This is a genomic window from Psychrobacillus sp. FSL W7-1457 (assembly GCF_038593405.1).
Lineage (GTDB): Bacteria > Bacillota > Bacilli > Bacillales_A > Planococcaceae > Psychrobacillus.
This window is the reverse complement of the sequence record NZ_CP151993.1, coordinates 3112602-3130333: the sequence shown is the minus strand read 5'-3', so window position 1 is coordinate 3130333 and position 17732 is coordinate 3112602. Positions and strand designations below refer to the sequence as shown.

Here is a 17732-nt window from a genome sequence, read left to right as displayed (position 1 = left end):
ATACATTAGAAATATCATTTCACGCATAGCCTAGAATGTCAAATACTAATTAAGACTTGCTAGCTAGTTTTTCTTCCTTTAACTTGTTCTGAATACGTTTTGTTTCATAAACTACAACACCTGAAAGTCCTAGCAAACCTATTAAGTTAGGAATTGCCATTAATGCATTGGTAATGTCTGAGAAAGTCCATATTAAATCTAGAGAAACAACCGAACCGATGAATACCATAGCAACGAATGCAATACGATAAACAATTAACAGCGTTGGATTCTTGAATAGATATTGGAAACACTTTTCTCCATAATATGCCCATCCGAAAATCGTGGAAGAAGCAAAGAAAATTAAACCAACTGCAATTATAATTGGTCCCCAGTCTCCAAGGAAATGACCAAAGGCTGCTGATGTTAAATCTCCACCACCGATACTAGTATCCTTATACATACCGGACATTACAATTGTAACCCCTGTAATCGAACAGATGATAAAAGTATCTATAAATACTTGTGTCATGGAAACGAGCGCTTGGCGTCCTGGTAAATCCGTTTTTGCAGCAGCAGCTGCAATTGGAGCGGATCCAAGGCCGGCTTCATTGGAGAATACACCACGAGCAATACCATAACGGATAGCTGCACCAATAGCTCCACCAACAGCTGCTTCTCCAGTAAATGCTGATTTGAAAATAATGCCAAATGCTTCAGGGACAGCTGAAATGTTAGTCACCATTATGAAAAGACCAGCTAGTATGTAAAACAAAGCCATTACAGGTACAAAAACAGCGGTCACATTACCGATAGATTTAATACCTCCCAAAATAACAAGCGCAGTAAATACCGCTAGAACTAGGCCAGTTATCCACGTTTCTATACCAAAAGTAGATTCTACTGCTGAAGAAACAGAGTTAGCTTGTGTTCCGTTTCCAATACCGAAAGCAGCCAATGCGCCAAAAATAGCGAATAGAACCGCTAACCATTTTTGTTTTAAACCATGTTCTATGTAATACATTGGACCGCCTGCCATTTGTCCATTGGCATCCTTTACTCGGTACTTAACGGCAAGGATGGCTTCACTATACTTTGTTGCCATTCCAAAAAATGCAGAAAACCACATCCAGAAAACTGCACCAGGACCTCCTAATAATACGGCAGTGGCAACACCGACAATATTACCCGTACCAACAGTTGCTGCAAGAGCAGTAGTCAGGGCTTGAAATTGTGAAATATCTCCTTCTGCCTTTTTGTCATGCTTTCTAGAGAAAGTAAGTCTTAAAGCTACCGGCAGTAATCTGATTTGTAGAAAGGCAACTCTAACCGTTAAAAAGATTCCGGTTCCTACAATTAGTATTAGTAACGGGATACCCCATAGTACGTCTGAAACGCTTTTTAATATTTCTAGTAACTTATCCAATTAATTTACCTCCTTGGTTGTAATACACTCCTGGAAAATTTCTGAAGCTCTCATTTCCTTTCAATTAAATTTATCCTTGTAACAATATTCGTAAAATTCTCTTAAATAGTCAAGGTTAATTTCTGAAATTATTATTATTAATAGTTTGATTCGCAAAAGCCAGGGTATAATAAAATTAATATAAATAGATATTCGATGGAGGTAATTAGTATGAGTGAAAGCAAATTTGTTAAAGGTGTATTATGCGGAGCAGTTCTTGGTGGAGCATTAACTATGTTAGATCGTAAGACAAGAGATTCCGTAATGAACAGATCTCGAATGGTAAAAAATGAAATAAAATATTACAACAAAAATAGAGACGAGCTAAAGAAAATGATTGATCAACAAGTTAATAAATGGCAATCTGTTTACAATCAATTTTCATCTGATGCAAAATATATTTCACAAAAAGTAAATGAAGTAAAAGAAATTACTCCTCAAGTGAAGACACTTGTTTCTGAGACTAAGGATACATTTTCTCAATCCAAAGAAGAGTATAAATCTATTGTTGTACCAGAGGACGAGGAGCCTAAAAGTATTTACGAACCAAAATTACAATAAACAAGGAAGGGAGAGGAATAGATGGTTTCACACATGAATAGAGATGATAAGAGCAATAAAAAATCTGCCTCTCCAACTTGGTATACTAAGCTAAAGTTTTTAAACGTTAAAAAGAAGGAGCAAAAGAAAACGGAAAATCATGATTTAACTACATGGTCAGGCTACTTCAAGCATTTAATAACCCATATACAGCGAACGGATATTACAGGTTTTGCAGCTCAATTAGCTTACTTTTTCCTCCTTTCTCTATTTCCTTTATTGATTTTCTTAGTTACTTTATTGCCCTATCTCAATTTAGATGAGGCTCAAATTTTCCGCTTTTTAGAAAACTATGCACCAGGGGAAGTTTATACATTAATTGAGGGGACAATTTCTGATGTCTTAGTAAGTCGTAACGGAGGTTTATTATCTATAGGGATACTCGGTACGATCTGGTCTGCTTCTAATGGAATGAACGCAATCGTAAAATCCTTAAATAGATCTTATGATATTGTGGAAACGAGACCCTTTTTTATCGTTAGAGCGTTATCAGTAGTATTTACCTTGCTAATGATTTTACTTTTTGCTGTAGCACTAGTATTACCAGTTTTCGGTCAACAAATTGGGACGATTTTATTTTCTTATTTTGGTTTCCAAGACGACTTTGTTAACCTGTGGAATAATATTAGATGGACGCTTAGTCCTATTATTATGTTTATCGTACTTGCTGCATTATATTGGATTGTACCAAACATAAAGTTAGGTCTAATAAGCGTTTTCCCGGGGGCCGCATTTGCAACCTTGGGATGGATCATTGTATCTCTAGGATTCTCTTTCTATGTAAGTTACTTTGGTAATTATTCTGCAACTTACGGAAGTATCGGGGGTATTATTATCCTCATGCTATGGCTCTACATTTCAGGAATTATCCTGTTGGTCGGTGGCCAGATAAATTCTGTTATGCAAGAACGAAAGTTACAGATGGATAATAAAAAACGACGTAGATAACACAAAAAAACACCCATAGGTTGGAGACTTTTTCACTCCAATCCATGGGTGTTTTTTTGTTGAGGTAATAAGAGCAGAGATGGCAACCCTCCAGTAAACTGGCGTGGAGTGTCCCATAAAGAGAAGTTTCGCCCATAAGAAGAGCATAACTGTCCCATAAAGTGTAGAAGGTGGCCCATAAACAATCGGAAAGTGTCCCATAAAAAGCCACAAGTCGCCCATAAAGAGGGGGCACGCCCATAAGAGGAGCATAACTGTCCCATAAAGTGTAGAAGGTGGCCCATAAACAATCGGAAAGTGTACCATAAAAAGCCACAAGTCGCCCATAAAGAGGGGGCACGCCCATAAGAGGAGCATAACTGTCCCATAAAGCGTAGAAGGTGGCCCATAAACAATCGGAAAGTGTCCCATAAAAAGCCACAAGTCGCCCATAAAGAGGGGGCACGCCCATAAGAGGAGCATAACTGTCCCCCATAAAGCGTAGAAACTCGCCCATAAACCACCAGGAGGTGTCCCATAAAAAGCCACAAGCCGCCCATAAAGCCAAATCTCTCCCCACAGAAGGTGTTTATGTGGTGGACCCCTATAACTTCTTAACATCCTAAGCTTTTCAAACACTAGCGAATAAAAAAGTATCCAACCTAGAAAGGTCGGATACTTTTTTTACTTTAAATGTTACGGTTTAACATTCGCAATCCATTTAGAATTACTAGAATGGTGCTTCCTTCATGACCAATAACGCCCATAGGAAGATCTACTACTTGCAGGAAGTTGGAGATAATCAGTATGGCAATTACTGCGATAGAGAAGAAAATATTTTGTTTTACGATTCGCTGCATTTTGCGAGACATTTTTACTGCATATGCTATTTTGCTTAAATCATTTTTCATTAGGATGACATCGGCGGTTTCTAAGGCTACGTCAGTTCCTTCGCCCATGGCAAAGCCGGTTGTTGCAGTTGCTAGGGCGGGAGCGTCATTAATTCCGTCCCCTACCATGCCGACGAATGCATGCTCTGCTAAGAGCTCTTTCATATGCAGGACCTTTGTTTCGGGAAGACACTCGGCAATATATTGGTCGATTCCAGCTTCTTTTGCAATTACCTTTGCTGTTTTTTCGTTATCACCAGTTAGCATCACTGTTTTTATACCTAAGGATTGCAGTAGCTTAATGGCTTCTTTGGCTTCTTCTCGTACTGTATCCTTGAGCGCTGCTGCTGCCGCTATTCCTTTATCGTCACGCATGAAAATGATGGTTTTTCCTTCTTCGGCTAGAGCTGCTGCAACTCCTCCTTGGAACGCAAATGCATCGGCTTTATTTACGAATTCTGGTTTACCTACTAAGATTTCAACACCATTAATATTGGCCTTTAGTCCAAATCCTGGTTTGTCTTCTATCGGAATAATTGGTAGCTGGGTAATTCCTTCTGCCAATGCAAATGCTGAGATTGCTTGAGCAAGCGGATGATTGGACTGTGCTTCAATTGTTGCAAGAGTAGTAAGTGTAGACTTGCGATCTAAGTCGTCTCTTACAAAGAAGTCTGTTACTACTGGCTTCCCTTGAGTCAATGTACCAGTCTTGTCTAACGCAATGGCTTTCATTGCGCTAATATTTTCTAAATGCATACCGCCTTTAAACAATATCCCACTTTTTGCTCCATTTGAAATAGCTGCTAAAGTAGCCGGCATGATAGATGCAACAAGTGCGCAAGGGGAAGCAACTACCAATAAAACCATAGCTCGATAAAAGGTTGTAGTCCAATCCCACCCAAGTATGAAGTGAGGGAGGACCATCATAACTGCCACAGCGATTAAAACTACTTTTACATACGTACCTTCAAAGCGTTCTATAAACTGCTGTGCTGGAGATTTTTCATCTTGTGCTGTTTGGACAAGATCGATTATCTTTTGAAACAAGGAATCTTCGTTAGTTTTAGTCATTTCCATTGTGATAGCACCACTTAAATTTACTGTACCAGCAAATAAGGGGTCTTTCGGTTGCTTAGAAAGTGGTAGAGACTCACCGCTAATCGCGGCTTCATCAACAGATGTCATTCCGTTAATAACGATACCGTCTGCGGGAATTCTTTCTCCTGGTTTGACTACGAGCTTGTCACCTAGTGTTAAATCTTTAATAGAAACACGTTTAGTACTCCCGTCAGGTTGAAGCTTCCAGGCTTCTTCAGGCTGAAGCTCCATTAACGAAGAAATCTCTTTTCGACTTTTATTCATCGTATAGGTTTCCAACGCTCCACTTACTGCAAATATGAAAATAAGTATGGCTCCCTCGGTCCAGTAACCGATGATGGATGAACCTATCGCTGCAAAAATCATAAGCATTTCTACATTTAATTCTTTTTCTTTTATTGTCGCTTCGATACCTTCTTTAGCCTTAGCAAATCCACCAATTACAAAAGCTAACAGGTAGAAGATGATGGAGGCTGTTTCAGAACCTGAGTTGCCTATAAGCCATGCGATTAATATTAAAAGACCAGAAAATAGTGCTGCAACTAGTTCTAGATGGGGCATAACTTTAGATAAAAATGTATTTTTTTCTTCTATAGCAGACATATAAATCCTCCTCTTGATATTGATTTTCATTATTATTTCTCTCTAAAATAGAGTAAAACTGGATTTTCACTATGGAAAACCCAGTAGATTAAATTAAATATTACTTTATAATGATTATAATCTAGAGAAATTTAACTGTCAACCATTTGATTTAAGCGAATACTGGCTCCTTGTACAAGGCTAATTTCTCTAATGAGGATTTGTCTACATCAGCGTGAAGACTATTGCCGTGAGAGTCCATTGTAACAACAGCAGTGAAGTTTTCTACACGTAAATGCCACATTGCTTCAGGAATTCCAAATTCCATCAGATCGACACCTTCTACATCTTTAATGCAGTCTGCATAGTATTGGGCAGCTCCGCCAATTGCGTTTAGATAAACACCACCATGTTCGTGAAGTGCAGCTAATGTTTTAGGTCCCATTCCACCTTTACCTATAACTGCGCGTATACCAAACTTTTTCATAATGTCACCTTGATATGGCTCTTCTCGTATGGAAGTTGTAGGGCCTGCAGCACGAACATGCCATTTTCCAGCCTCATCCTTCTGCATTACTGGTCCACAATGATAAATAATTTGACCATCAAGATCTACAGGTGCATCATGGCTCATTAAATGATGGTGGATAGCATCACGCCCTGTATACATACGTCCAGTGATAGAAACAACATCGCCTACTTGAAGAGAGCGAATTTGTTCTTCTGTAATAGGAGCAGAAAGCTCAACAACTCTATTTGGTGTTTCATTTTGAGCTTCATCTTTAAACTCAATTTTTTCCCCATCTTGGTAATGCCATTCTGTAATATCTCCAGTAGAAGGATCAATATTAATGGCCATACGGCGATAAGCCCAGCAATTGTATGCTACTGATACATAGAAGCTTGCAGGAATACGGTGCATGACACCAATCTTACAACCTAGTAGCGTTGCCTCCCCACCAAAGCCCATTGTTCCAATTCCTAATGTATTTGCTTTTTCTACGATATAAGCTTCTAGTTTTGCTAAATCTTCATTTGAATTTATATCGTCTACTGAGCGGAATAACTGTTCCTTTGCTAAATCATATCCTGATGAACGGTCCCCACCTATTCCTACCCCTATAAAGCCGGCTGAGCAGCCTTGACCTTGAGCTTGGTACACTGAATGTAGAATACATTTACGTATTCCATCTAAGTCTCTCCCTGCACGTCCAAGTCCTTCTAATTCAGTAGGCAGGCTATATTGTATATTTTTGTTTTCACATCCGCCACCCTTGAGGATCAGCTTCATTTCTATGTAATCTTTTTCCCATTGTTCAAATTTCACTACGGGAACGCCTTCTCCTAAGTTGTCACCGCTATTTTTCCCAGTTAAAGAGTCAACAGAGTTAGGGCGAAGCTTAGCGTCTTTCGTGGCAGCAACGATTGCTCGTTTAATTGCTTCCTTAATTTCTAGTTGGTTTACCCCGACTGGAGTTTTTACCTTGAATGTAGGTAATCCAGTGTCCTGGCAAATAGGTGAAATGTTTTCATCTGCCATTTGAATATTATTTGTAATTGTATCTAAACTCATGGCCGCACGTGTGCCTTCATTTTCAGCAGCTTTTGCTTTTTGAATGGCTCTTCTAACATCCTTAGGTAAGTTAGTAGAAGTTTCGGTAATCAAATCATAAATACTCTTTTCTAATTGTTTCAATTGCATTTAGTTATGCCCCTTTATATGTAGTTACAAACATTAACAAGTATACTATTTTACAAGAATGAAAAAAAGAGCCGTATAAAAGGCATCAGAAATATAATTTTCCGATGCCTTTAAATACTACTCCTTAGAGTCTTTAAATTGTTCCATTTTTAGTTCTAAGTCATCCATCATTTGAATAAGTCTGTCTATATCTTCTAAATTAGTCGTCTCAGGTTCAATAGAATCAAGTACTTCTAAAAACATTTGAAGTCGGTCTTTTAAATAAGATACTTGTTGTTCTGAATTTGATATTTGATTGCCCACAGAAAAACACCTCACTTTATAAGATAAGAATATAACAAGATGACATTAAAAGATAGGTAAAAAGAGTTATTTTATTAATTAATGTATTTAAAATATTTACACTATTCAGTTTATATGATAAAGTAACATTAAGTTATACGAAAGGAGGCCGTAGTGAAGAGTCGAAAACCAATCAACCATTTGAAGGAGGCGGTTCAGACATTTCACCGGCAAACTAGCCGCAAATGCAGTTATGAATACTCACAAGGATATAAGTAATATATAAAGGCTCAGTCAATCTTAAACGATATTGACTGGGCCTTTTGTTGTTTATAGAAAAGCTAAATTTTGTTATGATAACCTGGATTGAAATTAAATAGTGAAGAGGTTATCTTATGCAACAATTTACAGCTATGGAGAGCAGACGTTTTAAGATTTTAGTTATTATTGTTTCTATATCAGGGTTTTCCCAAGGAATGCTTTTGCCTCTGATCTCAGTTATTTTTGAACAGGATGGGGTCAGCGCTACTTTAAATGGATTAAGTGCTACAGGTTTATACATAGGTACTTTGTTAATATCACCTTTTATAGAGCCACCATTACGAAAATATGGGTACAAGCCTATGATTGTAGTAGGAGGGCTTATCGTTATAGTATCGCTTCTCCTTTTCCCTTTATGGAAGAGCGTAATGTTTTGGTTTGTACTTCGTTTATTAATAGGGATTGGTGATCATGCTCTACATTTCTCTACCCAAACATGGATTACAAGTTTTTCACCACAGCACAGGTTGGGTAGAAATATAGCCATTTATGGCTTATCATTTGGAGTTGGTTTTGCAGTTGGTCCTTTGTTTGTCCAACTCGTAGAAATTTTTGAAGGACTTCCTTTTATCGTTTCTGGACTTTTATGTTTGTGTGCATGGGTTCTTGTATTTTTCCTCAAAAATGAAAAGCCAGAAACATTTGCTGCTACGTCTTCAATGACAGGCACATGGAAAAGGTTTGGAGCTGCCTTTTCAGTAGCATGGATAGCATTTATCCCACCCTTTAGCTATGGCTTCTTAGAATCATCTCTAAATGCGATATATCCTGTGTACGCACTTCGTAACTCTATTGAAATTAGTGATTTATCCTATATTTTAGCTGCTTTCTCTATTGGTGGAGTAGTGTCACAATTGCCACTTGGTATGTTAAGTGATCGCCTAGGAAGAAGGCAGGTCTTATATAGTATGCTTGGGTTAGGTGCCCTAACATTTGGGTTAGCAAGCTTTTTTGAAGCATCTGCAATAGGTGTTGGGACATTTTTCTTCATAGCAGGAATGTTTGTAGGATCTACTTTTTCACTTGGTATCGCATATATGACAGATTTAACCCCAAAAGAGCTTTTACCAACAGGAAACTTAATATGTGGTATATTTTTTAGCTTAGGTAGTCTTTCAGGTCCTTTCTTTGGTGGATTGTTCATTCAGCTATTTGAGGGAGTAAGCTTTTTATTGCTAATATCTATCCTTTTAGGGTCTTTGGCAATCGTGATATTTTTTACAAAATCTAATCGTCCTACCATAGTATAACCAATTACAAAAAATGAATTCGACCACTATGACTCTAACTGAGCTATGGTGGTCGAATTTATTTTGTATTCTTACTTATTTCTAGGGTATTGACATTCGAGTCTCGTTTATTATAATTGTAAAGCTTCATTTACATATTATTTATAGAAGAGGAGAAAGACTTATGTGGTTTATATTTGCTCTTATAACTGCCTTAGCATGGGGAGGAGCAGACTTATTTTATAAAAAGGGAACAGACCCTAGAGATAAATTTAGTCATCTTAAAATAGTTGTTATGGTAGGTTTAGTTATGGGGATTCACGGGATAGTGTATATGCTATTAAAAGGTATTCAATTTGACCCAATGGACATGGTATTATATTTACCAGTTTCCGCACTTTACATACTATCAATGGCAATCGGATATATAGGATTGAGATATTTAGAACTATCAATAGCTTCTCCAGTTCAAAATTCATCAGGAGCTATTACAACAATCCTTTTATTTATTTTCTTTACTCATTCATTAAGTGCATTAGAAATCATGGCTATTATTATAATTACTCTAGGGGTAATTGGCTTGGCAGTCTTTGAAAAACAGCTGGAAAAACAAGTACTTCAAGCTAATCCTAAGACGATCGATACTAAATATACAATTGGATTCATGGCTATTATTTTCCCTATTTTATATGCATTGATTGATGGGCTTGGAACGTTTGCAGATGCAGTTTATTTGGATGAGCTTAGTCTCATTGGAGAGGATGCAGCACTACTTGCTTATGAGTTTACATTTTTCATCTGCGCTGTGGTAGCTTTTGTTTATCTTAAAGCGGTCAAAAAAGTCCCATTCAACATCTTTAAAGAAAGAGATAAGACAAGTGCTGCTATTTTAGAAACTATTGGTCAATTCTTCTATGTATTTGCAATGTCCTCAAATGCCATTATTGCAGCTCCAATTATTGCATCCTATAGCATTTTTTCTGTGTTACTTTCCAGAATCTTTTTGAAAGAGAAGCTAACGAAAAAACAATATGCTGTAATTATCGTAGTGATTGTCGGAATTGCTTTATTAGGTATTGCAGATGAGTTGTAAAAATATTAGTTAATGAAATCAGGTTTAAAGATAAATACAAAAAAGCTCTAAATTTTACAGTTGTAAAATCATTAGAGCTTTTTATTTTTTAGGGGTTAGTCTTTATGGCTTTAAAACAAATTTAATGCTTTCTTCCTCATGGTCATGGAATATTTTATATGCTTCACTAGCCTGCTCAAGTGGAACGCTATGTGTAATGATCTGTGTAGGGTCAACGTCACCTTTTGTAATCATTTCATATATCTTTGGCATATAGTGTACTACAGGCGCTTGTCCTGTTTTAATATTAATATTTCGCTCGAAAATATTTCCAAGAGGGAACATATTGTAATTCGATCCATACACACCGGTTAATTGGATCGTACCAAATTTACGTACAGCATCAATTCCAATGTCAAGGGCACTTAAAGTACCACCTTGGAGTTTTAGTTTTTGCCCAACTTTTTCTAAAGTAGACATTTTACCGTCCATGCCTACACAGTCGATTACAACATCTACACCACCATTTGTGATTTCTCGAATATATTTTCCCATGTGATCATATTCTTCAAAGTTATATGCTTCCACTTTATTCATCTTTACTGCATGATTCAAACGATATGGTAAATGATCGACAGCAATAACACGCTTAGCACCTTTCATCCATGCAAACTTCTGTACCATTAATCCAATAGGTCCAGATCCTAAAACAGCTACCGTATCGCCTTCTTTCATACCTGAGTGCTCTACGCTCCAATAAGCTGTAGGTAGAACATCTGAGAGGAATAATAATGATTCATCCTCTAGCTCACAAGTCTCAGGTATTTTGAAAGGTAAATAATTTCCGTATGGTACACGTAAATACTCAGCTTGACCTCCAGGATAGTCACCGTATCGTTCTGTAAATCCAAAGTATGCTCCTGAATCTATTGCCGGATTTTCATTGGAATTGTCACACTGACTTTCCATTTCGTTTTGACAATAAAAACATTCTCCACAGGAGATGTTAAAAGGAATTACAACTCGGTCACCCTTTTTAACTTTTGTAACAGAGGGGCCAACTTCTTCAACTATTCCCATTGGTTCGTGACCAATTACATAATCCTTACGAGCTGGCACTGCACCTCTGTAAATATGTAAATCGGACCCGCAAATAGCTGTAGTAGTAATACGCACGACAATATCATCACTTTTTTCAATTTTTGCGTCTGGTACTTCTTTTACTTGAACATCTTTTGCACCTTGGTATGTTACAGCCTTCAATTGATCTCCTCCTAATAACTTTTTTCTTTCTAATTAGTTATTACCCTTGAGGATATAAAAAAAACTTTAAACAATTAAAAATAAAATACGAACATAAAAAAAGATATCATTTTTAATGAGTCTTCAAAGTATTGTTGAATTAAGATGACATATTTGTCTATATATTTATTTGGTTATTGTTTTTGAACAAAATTTTAGAATTGGAGGGTATCAATGAATAAAAAAATTATGTTTTTATTAGGAATAATGCTTATTAGTTTACTAGTAGCGTGTGGGAAAGAAGAGGCTAGTCCAAAAGAAGCTTATGAAGCTGAAGAGGGGCATGAAGATCATGATCATGATGAACACGATGGACATGACCACGATGATGAAGACGATACTGCCGCTTTAGATTATACCAAATTGGATCAAGCTATTGGACAGGTTTTAAAGGAATCCCCTGGCTTTTCTATTCAAAATGAAGTGGATAAGGGGGTATCAGGTGAGCTATTTAACTATTTCAATACAGATAAAATGGCATTCCGTTTAAAAGTAGAGAGTGTGCTAGGCAACCAAGAATACAATAGACAAGAGCTAGATGCATACGCCCAGTACTATGTAAAAGAAGATTTACTAGCCATAGAAATAGCAAAGAAAAAATATAATGTCGAGGTTACACAAGCAGAGGTGACTAATTTTATTGATGAGAATGTAAAAGAAGTAGTGCCTGAGGAAAAGAAGCTATACGCTCAAAGTATAGGAGTGACTTTAGAAGAATTAGATAACATTTTTGATAGAGATATCTATATTATGGATGTCCTATGGTCCAAGCTGACACCTATACTAATGGAAGAGTATCAACAAGGTGGGGGAGAAAGTGAGGCAGAATATATGGAAAGACTCACAAATGAATTCTTTGAAGCGTAACAAACTGGATTAAGAAAATAGGCTCGTGAAAAAATATTTCGCGAGCTAGTTATTATATAAAACTTTCGATTTTTCTATAGAGGGGTAACAGTGGCAGTCTATTGTGTGGTCATTAATCATGCCCACTGCCTGCATATACGAATAACAAACTTTGCTACCTACAAAGACAAAGCCATCCTTTTTCAGACGTTTACTCATTGAATCACTTAGCTCAGTAAAAGCGGGTACTTCACTTATTGAGCTCCAATGGTTGATGATGGGTTTATCATTTACAAAGCTCCAAATGTAATTAGAAAAAGAGCCATGCTCCTGTTGGATTTTGAGAAAAGCATGTGCATTGGTTAACACACTGAGGATTTTTAACCGGTTTCGGACAATTCCACTATCTTCCCGAAGAGATTGAATTTTATCCTCGTCGTATTGAATAATTTTCTCTGCCTCAAAATTATCAAATGCTTGTCGATAATTATTTCGTTTTTGCAAAATCGTCCACCAACTTAAGCCAGCTTGAGCTCCTTCTAGGCATAGCATTTCAAACAATAGTCTATCCTCATACACAGGAACGCCCCATTCCTTATCATGATAGTCTAAGTATAACTGATCTTTTCCAACAACCCATCCACATCTAGTAACCAATGTAATCACCTTACCTTTCCAAAAAGAGAACGTATATTCTATTTTTATTGTATAATAAATTCTGAAAAATAGCAACACATATAAAAGAAAGATAGAAGTCTAAAGCAACTAATGTAGATAAAACAAAAAAGAAGGCGACGAAAATTTTACTAACAGTAAAGTTTTCGTCGCCTTTTGTTTTAAATATTATCGATCTTTATCTTCATCGCCCCAGCACTCTACTTCTCCAATATCAGGAACATTCTTCTTGTAGAATACAGGATCTAAACCTTTTTTACGTTGTAATACATAATCATTAATAACACGTTTAGCAATCTTCCAAAGCATTAGAATAGCTAAAAGGTTAATGATAGCCATTACAGCCATAAAGAGATCCGCTAAGTCCCAAACTAACTGAACCTTTGCAACAGAACCAAACATAACGAAAGCCACTACTAGCACACGGAAAATAAGCAGCATAGTTTTAGATTCCTTAATAAAACCGATGTTCGTTTCCCCGTAGTAGTAATTCCCTATTACTGAGCTGAAGGCAAACATGAATATAGCTATAGCTAAAAATGTACTTGCCCAGCCACCTAGATTATCAACTAAAGAAACTTGTGTCAGGTTGACCGAAGCAGCTTCTGAATGAAGGTAAGCATCACTCATTAAAACAATCGCAGCTGTTGATGTACAAACGATTATTGTATCAATAAATACACCGAGTGTTTGAATAAGCCCTTGTTTTACAGGGTGAGATACAGATGCAGTGGCTGCTGCGTTTGGTGCAGAACCCATCCCAGCTTCATTTGAGAATAACCCTCGCTTAATCCCATTCATGATAGCAGCCCCGACCATACCAGCAAAAGCCTCTTCGAAGCCAAAGGCAGATTTGAATATAAGGATGAATACATTTGGTAGCTCACTAATATTCAAAAATACTACAAGAAGAGCAACTGCAATATAAGCTATTGCCATAACTGGTACTAATATTTGTGTGACGCTAACTATTCGTTTGAGACCACCAAAAACAATGACAGCAGTAATAATAGATAAAATAACGCCAACTACTACTCGACTTGAACCAAAGCTTTCTTCAAATGCAATAGTAATTGTATTGGCTTGTACTGCGTTAAATACAAATCCATAGGTGAGGGAGATAACTACTGCAAAGAGAATTCCCATCCACCGCTTGTTTAAGCCTTTTTCCATGTAATAGGCTGGACCACCGCGATACATTCTCCCATCTTTAACTTTATACACTTGCGCTAAAGTGCTTTCAATTAAAGAAGATGCTCCTCCGATAATAGCGATCATCCACATCCAAAATATCGCTCCAGGGCCGCCAAGTGCAATAGCAGTTGCAACCCCAGCTATGTTACCAGTCCCAATGCGAGAGGCAGCGGATATTGTAAAGGCCTGAAAGGAGGAAACTCCTTTTTTTCCGGTACTATCTATCGTCGCTTTTTCCGAAACAACACGGAACATTTCTGGTATTAATCTAATTTGAATAAATCTAGTTTTTACTGTAAAAAATACTCCTACTCCTACCAAGAGTACGATCAAGACGTAAGAATATAAGGCATTATTCACATCCTGTAACATACTTTCAAAGAAACCCATTATTAATTCCTCCTAAAAATCGGTAACGCTTGTTATGTAAACTTCGTATATAGATTGCTTTAATTAAGCTATTCTATAACATTTCACAAGTATAAAGTGAAATGTGATGGATAAATAAATAGAGTTGGTTTATAAAAACCAACTCTATTTACTATCTGAAATATTACAATTACCTAATGGTATTATAACAAAAAAATCAAAGAAGAAAGTGAAAATGTATTATATATGCAAGAGATATAAAAAAAATGGATAAAAAGATAGCTCTTTTTATCCATAAATTAGTTAAAGCGGAGATAACTCTGCTCTTTCCTTATCTGTAAATACACGAGAATGAATATGAAATGAAATACCTTCTGTACTTTCAAGAGAAAAGGCAGCTCCCATTCCATCAACTACATCTAATATTAGCTGTGTATGCTGCCAATAATTATAGTGGGACTGATGCATATAATATGGTGCATTTCCAAGTGTTCCAAGAAGCAAGTCACGACTTCCGATATAGAAGTCACCTTGCTTATAGCACATTGGAGCAGAACCATCGCAGCAGCCAGCAGACTGTACGAACATAATTGCCCCATGCTTTGCCTCAAGCTCTTGAATTAGCTCAAGCGCTTTATCTGTTGCTACGATGCGTTCTACCATTCTGTCATCTCTTTTCTAACTTCTTAGAAGAAGCCCATTGCAGATTTATTGTAGCTTACTAACATACATTTTGTTTGTTGGTAATGCTCAAGCATCATTAAGTGATTTTCGCGACCGATACCTGATTGTTTGAATCCGCCAAATGCAGCATGTGCTGGGTATTGGTGATAAGTGTTTGTCCAAACGCGACCTGCTTGGATTGCACGACCTGCACGGTAAGCAATGTCAATGTTACGAGACCAAACACCAGCTCCTAAACCAAATTCAGAGTCGTTAGCAATTTCCATTGCTTCGTCAAAGTCTTTGAATGTTGTAACAGAAAGTACTGGTCCAAAGATTTCTTCTTGGAAAATACGCATTTTGTTGTTTCCTTTGAATACTGTAGGAGCAACATAGTAACCGCCATCGTGGTCACCTTCAAGTTTATTTTGTGTTCCACCGATTAACAATTCAGCGCCTTCTTCTTTACCGATTTCGATATAAGAAAGGATTTTTTGTAACTGTTGGTTAGAAGCTTGAGCACCCATCATAACTTCTGTATCAAGTGGGTTACCAATTTTAATGGCTTTGATGCGTTCTAATGCACGCTCCATGAATTTTTCATAGATTGATTCTTGAACAAGTGCACGAGATGGACAAGTACAAATTTCACCAGAGTTTAGAGCGAATAGTACAAGACCTTCAATTGCTTTGTCTAAGAACTCATCGTCTGCATCCATAACGTCCTCGAAGAATACGTTAGGTGATTTACCACCAAGCTCTAATGTTACAGGAATAATGTTTTCAGTAGCATATTGCATGATTAAGCGACCAACGCCAGTTGAACCAGTGAATGCTACTTTTTGAATACGTGGGTTTGTCGCAAGTGGTTTCCCAACTTCTGCACCGAAACCGTTTACAACGTTTAGGACGCCTTTTGGTAAAATATCTTGAATAAGCTCTAAAAGAACCATTAATGAAGCAGGAGTTTGTTCAGCAGGCTTCATAACGATTGTATTACCAGCAGCTAAAGCTGGAGCGATTTTCCAAACAGCCATTAATAATGGGAAGTTCCAAGGAATAATTTGTCCAACTACACCGATTGGCTCATGGAAGTGGTATGCTACAGTATCGTTATCGATCTGGCTAATTCCACCTTCTTGAGCACGGATTGCTCCTGCAAAATAACGGAAGTGGTCAATTGCTAGTGGGATATCTGCATTCAATGTTTCACGAACAGCTTTACCATTGTCCCAAGTTTCAGCAACAGCAATTTTTTCTAGATTTTGTTCCATACGATCAGCAATTTTGTTTAAAATAATTGCACGGTATGCAACAGATGTTTGAGCCCAAGCACCTTTAGCAGCGTGAGCAGCATCTAAAGCAAGCTCGATATCTGCTTCAGTAGAACGAGCAGCTTGAGTAAACACTTTACCTGTAAGTGGTGAAACTACATCAAAGTATTCTCCATTAACTGGAGCTACCCATTCTCCACCGATAAAGTTTTCATAACGATCTTTAAAATCAACTACTGCACCAGCAGTATTAGGATTAGCATAAATCATATTCTTACCCCCAAATTTTTATAGTGCGATCTGCTAGACGTCAGACGTCGTAGCAATAATCAAATCATGCACCAATTAAAAAAAGAAAGCAAGATGAAACTTCAATTTTTATTCACATTTGAAATTAAAAGTTTCTTTTTAAAATTGAAAATATACAGTTGGTTAAGGTACATTTATTTACCAAAATTGATTGGTATATAACAACTTTATTTATATTCTATTGGATTTTATTAAGATGTAATATAACAGATAAATCATCTTTATACTAAATTTTTATGAATAAATTATGTATATTTATTCATAAATTTCATAGAAAGAACTGGAAGTAAGATGTTGAAAATTAAAACTCTGATTTAAGTAAATCTCTAAAGATGATGGAAGGGAAATAAATTATTCTAATACGTATTGAAAGGCAAGAACGTGGATTAACACCATTCTTGCCTTTCTATGATTAGTTTATTTGTTACCCTCTATATTTGATTGCTAATCCTTTTAAGAAATTCCGAGCGAATTTGTCGCCGCATTCCTTATAGTTGCGATGGCCTTCTTTTCGAAGGATGGCACTTAACTCACTTTTTGTTATTGCTACCCTGGCTTCTTCCAAAATATCAATCATATCCTCGCTTGTTAAAGCCAGTGCTATTTTTACTTTTTTGAGAAGCATGTTATTGACACTTTCAGTGCTTCCAGATGTGGAGGGCGGAGCGGCTGGCTGTCCAGGCTTCGACTCCTGTGGTCCTCTTTTGAATGTGATGAGTCCATTTAAAAAAGATTCTAACATTTTATTGTTACATTTGAGCTGATTGTCGTTTTCTTCAGCCTCTTCTTCATAGTCGTTTTCATAGTTATCCTTAGATTTAGTTAAAAGCTTTAGGACATCCTCTTTGGAAATTTCTACTCCACCTAGTTTAAAGATTTCTACCATTTCTTTGTTTTTAATATCTAGTGCATATCTCAAACGTATCAATATATCGTTGTTTTCCATTAAAACA

16 protein-coding genes are annotated in these 17732 nt (G+C 36.9%); 5 read left to right on the top strand and 11 right to left on the bottom strand.

Features of this window, described 5'->3' with window-relative positions; translation table 11 throughout:
• Positions 1–49: 49 nt before the first annotated feature.
• Positions 50–1405 (bottom strand): sodium:alanine symporter family protein, encoded by a 1356-nt coding sequence (locus NSQ95_RS15380; protein ID WP_340882297.1) that lies wholly within the window; start codon positions 1403–1405, stop codon positions 50–52.
• Positions 1406–1615: 210 nt separating this feature from the next.
• On the opposite strand from NSQ95_RS15380, the gene NSQ95_RS15375 reads away from it, so the two are divergent.
• Together NSQ95_RS15375 and NSQ95_RS15370 are read left to right on the top strand one after the other, a co-directional pair.
• Entirely contained in the window at positions 1616–2005 is a 390-nt protein-coding gene (locus tag NSQ95_RS15375; protein ID WP_342559900.1) for a YtxH domain-containing protein, read from the top strand.
• Between the two features lie 21 nt (positions 2006–2026).
• Positions 2027–2992 (top strand): YihY/virulence factor BrkB family protein, encoded by a 966-nt coding sequence (locus tag NSQ95_RS15370; RefSeq protein WP_342559899.1) that lies wholly within the window; start codon positions 2027–2029, stop codon positions 2990–2992.
• On the opposite strand, the gene NSQ95_RS15365 is transcribed toward NSQ95_RS15370, so the two are convergent.
• The 4 genes from NSQ95_RS15365 to NSQ95_RS15350 form a co-directional block, all read right to left on the bottom strand.
• Positions 2943–3539, bottom strand: a complete 597-nt coding sequence (locus tag NSQ95_RS15365; RefSeq protein WP_342559898.1) for a hypothetical protein — start codon at positions 3537–3539, stop codon at positions 2943–2945. The two genes, NSQ95_RS15370 and NSQ95_RS15365, sit on opposite strands and share 50 nt — an antisense overlap.
• A 121-nt stretch (positions 3540–3660) precedes the next feature.
• Positions 3661–5562, bottom strand: coding sequence for a heavy metal translocating P-type ATPase (locus NSQ95_RS15360; RefSeq protein WP_340882303.1), 1902 nt, complete (start codon positions 5560–5562; stop codon positions 3661–3663).
• Between the two features lie 151 nt (positions 5563–5713).
• Positions 5714–7243: a fumarate hydratase gene (locus NSQ95_RS15355; RefSeq protein ID WP_340882304.1), complete on the bottom strand. Its 1530-nt coding sequence runs from the start codon at positions 7241–7243 to the stop codon at positions 5714–5716.
• A 117-nt stretch (positions 7244–7360) separates the two neighbouring features.
• Complete coding sequence (locus tag NSQ95_RS15350) at positions 7361–7546, bottom strand: SE1561 family protein (protein ID WP_340882307.1); 186 nt, start codon at positions 7544–7546, stop codon at positions 7361–7363.
• Between the two features lie 374 nt (positions 7547–7920).
• Here NSQ95_RS15350 and NSQ95_RS15345 point away from each other — a divergent pair, with 374 nt between their 5' ends.
• Together NSQ95_RS15345 and NSQ95_RS15340 are read left to right on the top strand one after the other, a co-directional pair.
• A complete protein-coding gene (locus NSQ95_RS15345; protein ID WP_340882308.1) occupies positions 7921–9096 on the top strand; it encodes an MFS transporter in 1176 nt (391 codons plus the stop codon).
• Between the two features lie 163 nt (positions 9097–9259).
• Entirely contained in the window at positions 9260–10168 is a 909-nt protein-coding gene (locus NSQ95_RS15340) for an EamA family transporter (RefSeq protein WP_340882309.1), read from the top strand.
• Between the two features lie 102 nt (positions 10169–10270).
• Here the strand turns inward: NSQ95_RS15340 and NSQ95_RS15335 are convergent, their stop codons facing one another.
• The gene (locus NSQ95_RS15335) at positions 10271–11410 is read right to left on the bottom strand and encodes a zinc-dependent alcohol dehydrogenase (protein ID WP_340882311.1); all 1140 of its coding nucleotides are present in this window, start codon (positions 11408–11410) and stop codon (positions 10271–10273) included.
• A gap of 213 nt (positions 11411–11623) precedes the next feature.
• Between NSQ95_RS15335 and NSQ95_RS15330 the strand changes: the two genes are divergently transcribed.
• Complete coding sequence (locus NSQ95_RS15330; RefSeq protein WP_340882312.1) at positions 11624–12316, top strand: hypothetical protein; 693 nt, start codon at positions 11624–11626, stop codon at positions 12314–12316.
• Positions 12317–12361: 45 nt separating this feature from the next.
• On the opposite strand, the gene NSQ95_RS15325 is transcribed toward NSQ95_RS15330, so the two are convergent.
• The 5 genes from NSQ95_RS15325 to NSQ95_RS15305 all read right to left on the bottom strand — a co-directional run bounded on the left by NSQ95_RS15325 (position 12362) and on the right by NSQ95_RS15305 (position 17725).
• Entirely contained in the window at positions 12362–12961 is a 600-nt protein-coding gene (locus tag NSQ95_RS15325; protein ID WP_340882313.1) for a DNA-3-methyladenine glycosylase I, read from the bottom strand.
• Positions 12962–13138: 177 nt separating this feature from the next.
• Complete coding sequence (locus NSQ95_RS15320; protein WP_340882315.1) at positions 13139–14554, bottom strand: alanine/glycine:cation symporter family protein; 1416 nt, start codon at positions 14552–14554, stop codon at positions 13139–13141.
• A 282-nt stretch (positions 14555–14836) separates the two neighbouring features.
• Positions 14837–15196, bottom strand: coding sequence for a DUF779 domain-containing protein (locus tag NSQ95_RS15315; RefSeq protein WP_340882317.1), 360 nt, complete (start codon positions 15194–15196; stop codon positions 14837–14839).
• Between the two features lie 23 nt (positions 15197–15219).
• Positions 15220–16740, bottom strand: a complete 1521-nt coding sequence (locus NSQ95_RS15310) for an aldehyde dehydrogenase family protein (RefSeq protein ID WP_340882320.1) — start codon at positions 16738–16740, stop codon at positions 15220–15222.
• A gap of 463 nt (positions 16741–17203) precedes the next feature.
• Complete coding sequence (locus tag NSQ95_RS15305) at positions 17204–17725, bottom strand: DUF1456 family protein (RefSeq protein ID WP_340882323.1); 522 nt, start codon at positions 17723–17725, stop codon at positions 17204–17206.
• Positions 17726–17732 lie beyond the last annotated feature (7 nt).

Bases quoted from the DNA above. Each gene is read 5' to 3' on its own strand.
- NSQ95_RS15310 (WP_340882320.1), bottom strand. From the start codon at position 16,740: ATGATTTATGCTAATCCTAATACTGCTGGTGCAGTAGTTGATTTTAAA.
- NSQ95_RS15330 (WP_340882312.1), top strand. From the start codon at position 11,624: ATGAATAAAAAAATTATGTTTTTATTAGGAATAATGCTTATTAGTTTA.
- NSQ95_RS15360 (WP_340882303.1), bottom strand. From the start codon at position 5,562: ATGTCTGCTATAGAAGAAAAAAATACATTTTTATCTAAAGTTATGCCC.
- NSQ95_RS15355 (WP_340882304.1), bottom strand. From the start codon at position 7,243: ATGCAATTGAAACAATTAGAAAAGAGTATTTATGATTTGATTACCGAA.
- NSQ95_RS15305 (WP_340882323.1), bottom strand. From the start codon at position 17,725: ATGGAAAACAACGATATATTGATACGTTTGAGATATGCACTAGATATT.
- NSQ95_RS15370 (WP_342559899.1), top strand. From the start codon at position 2,027: ATGGTTTCACACATGAATAGAGATGATAAGAGCAATAAAAAATCTGCC.
- NSQ95_RS15320 (WP_340882315.1), bottom strand. From the start codon at position 14,554: ATGGGTTTCTTTGAAAGTATGTTACAGGATGTGAATAATGCCTTATAT.
- NSQ95_RS15345 (WP_340882308.1), top strand. From the start codon at position 7,921: ATGCAACAATTTACAGCTATGGAGAGCAGACGTTTTAAGATTTTAGTT.
- NSQ95_RS15340 (WP_340882309.1), top strand. From the start codon at position 9,260: ATGTGGTTTATATTTGCTCTTATAACTGCCTTAGCATGGGGAGGAGCA.
- NSQ95_RS15315 (WP_340882317.1), bottom strand. From the start codon at position 15,196: ATGGTAGAACGCATCGTAGCAACAGATAAAGCGCTTGAGCTAATTCAA.
- NSQ95_RS15375 (WP_342559900.1), top strand. From the start codon at position 1,616: ATGAGTGAAAGCAAATTTGTTAAAGGTGTATTATGCGGAGCAGTTCTT.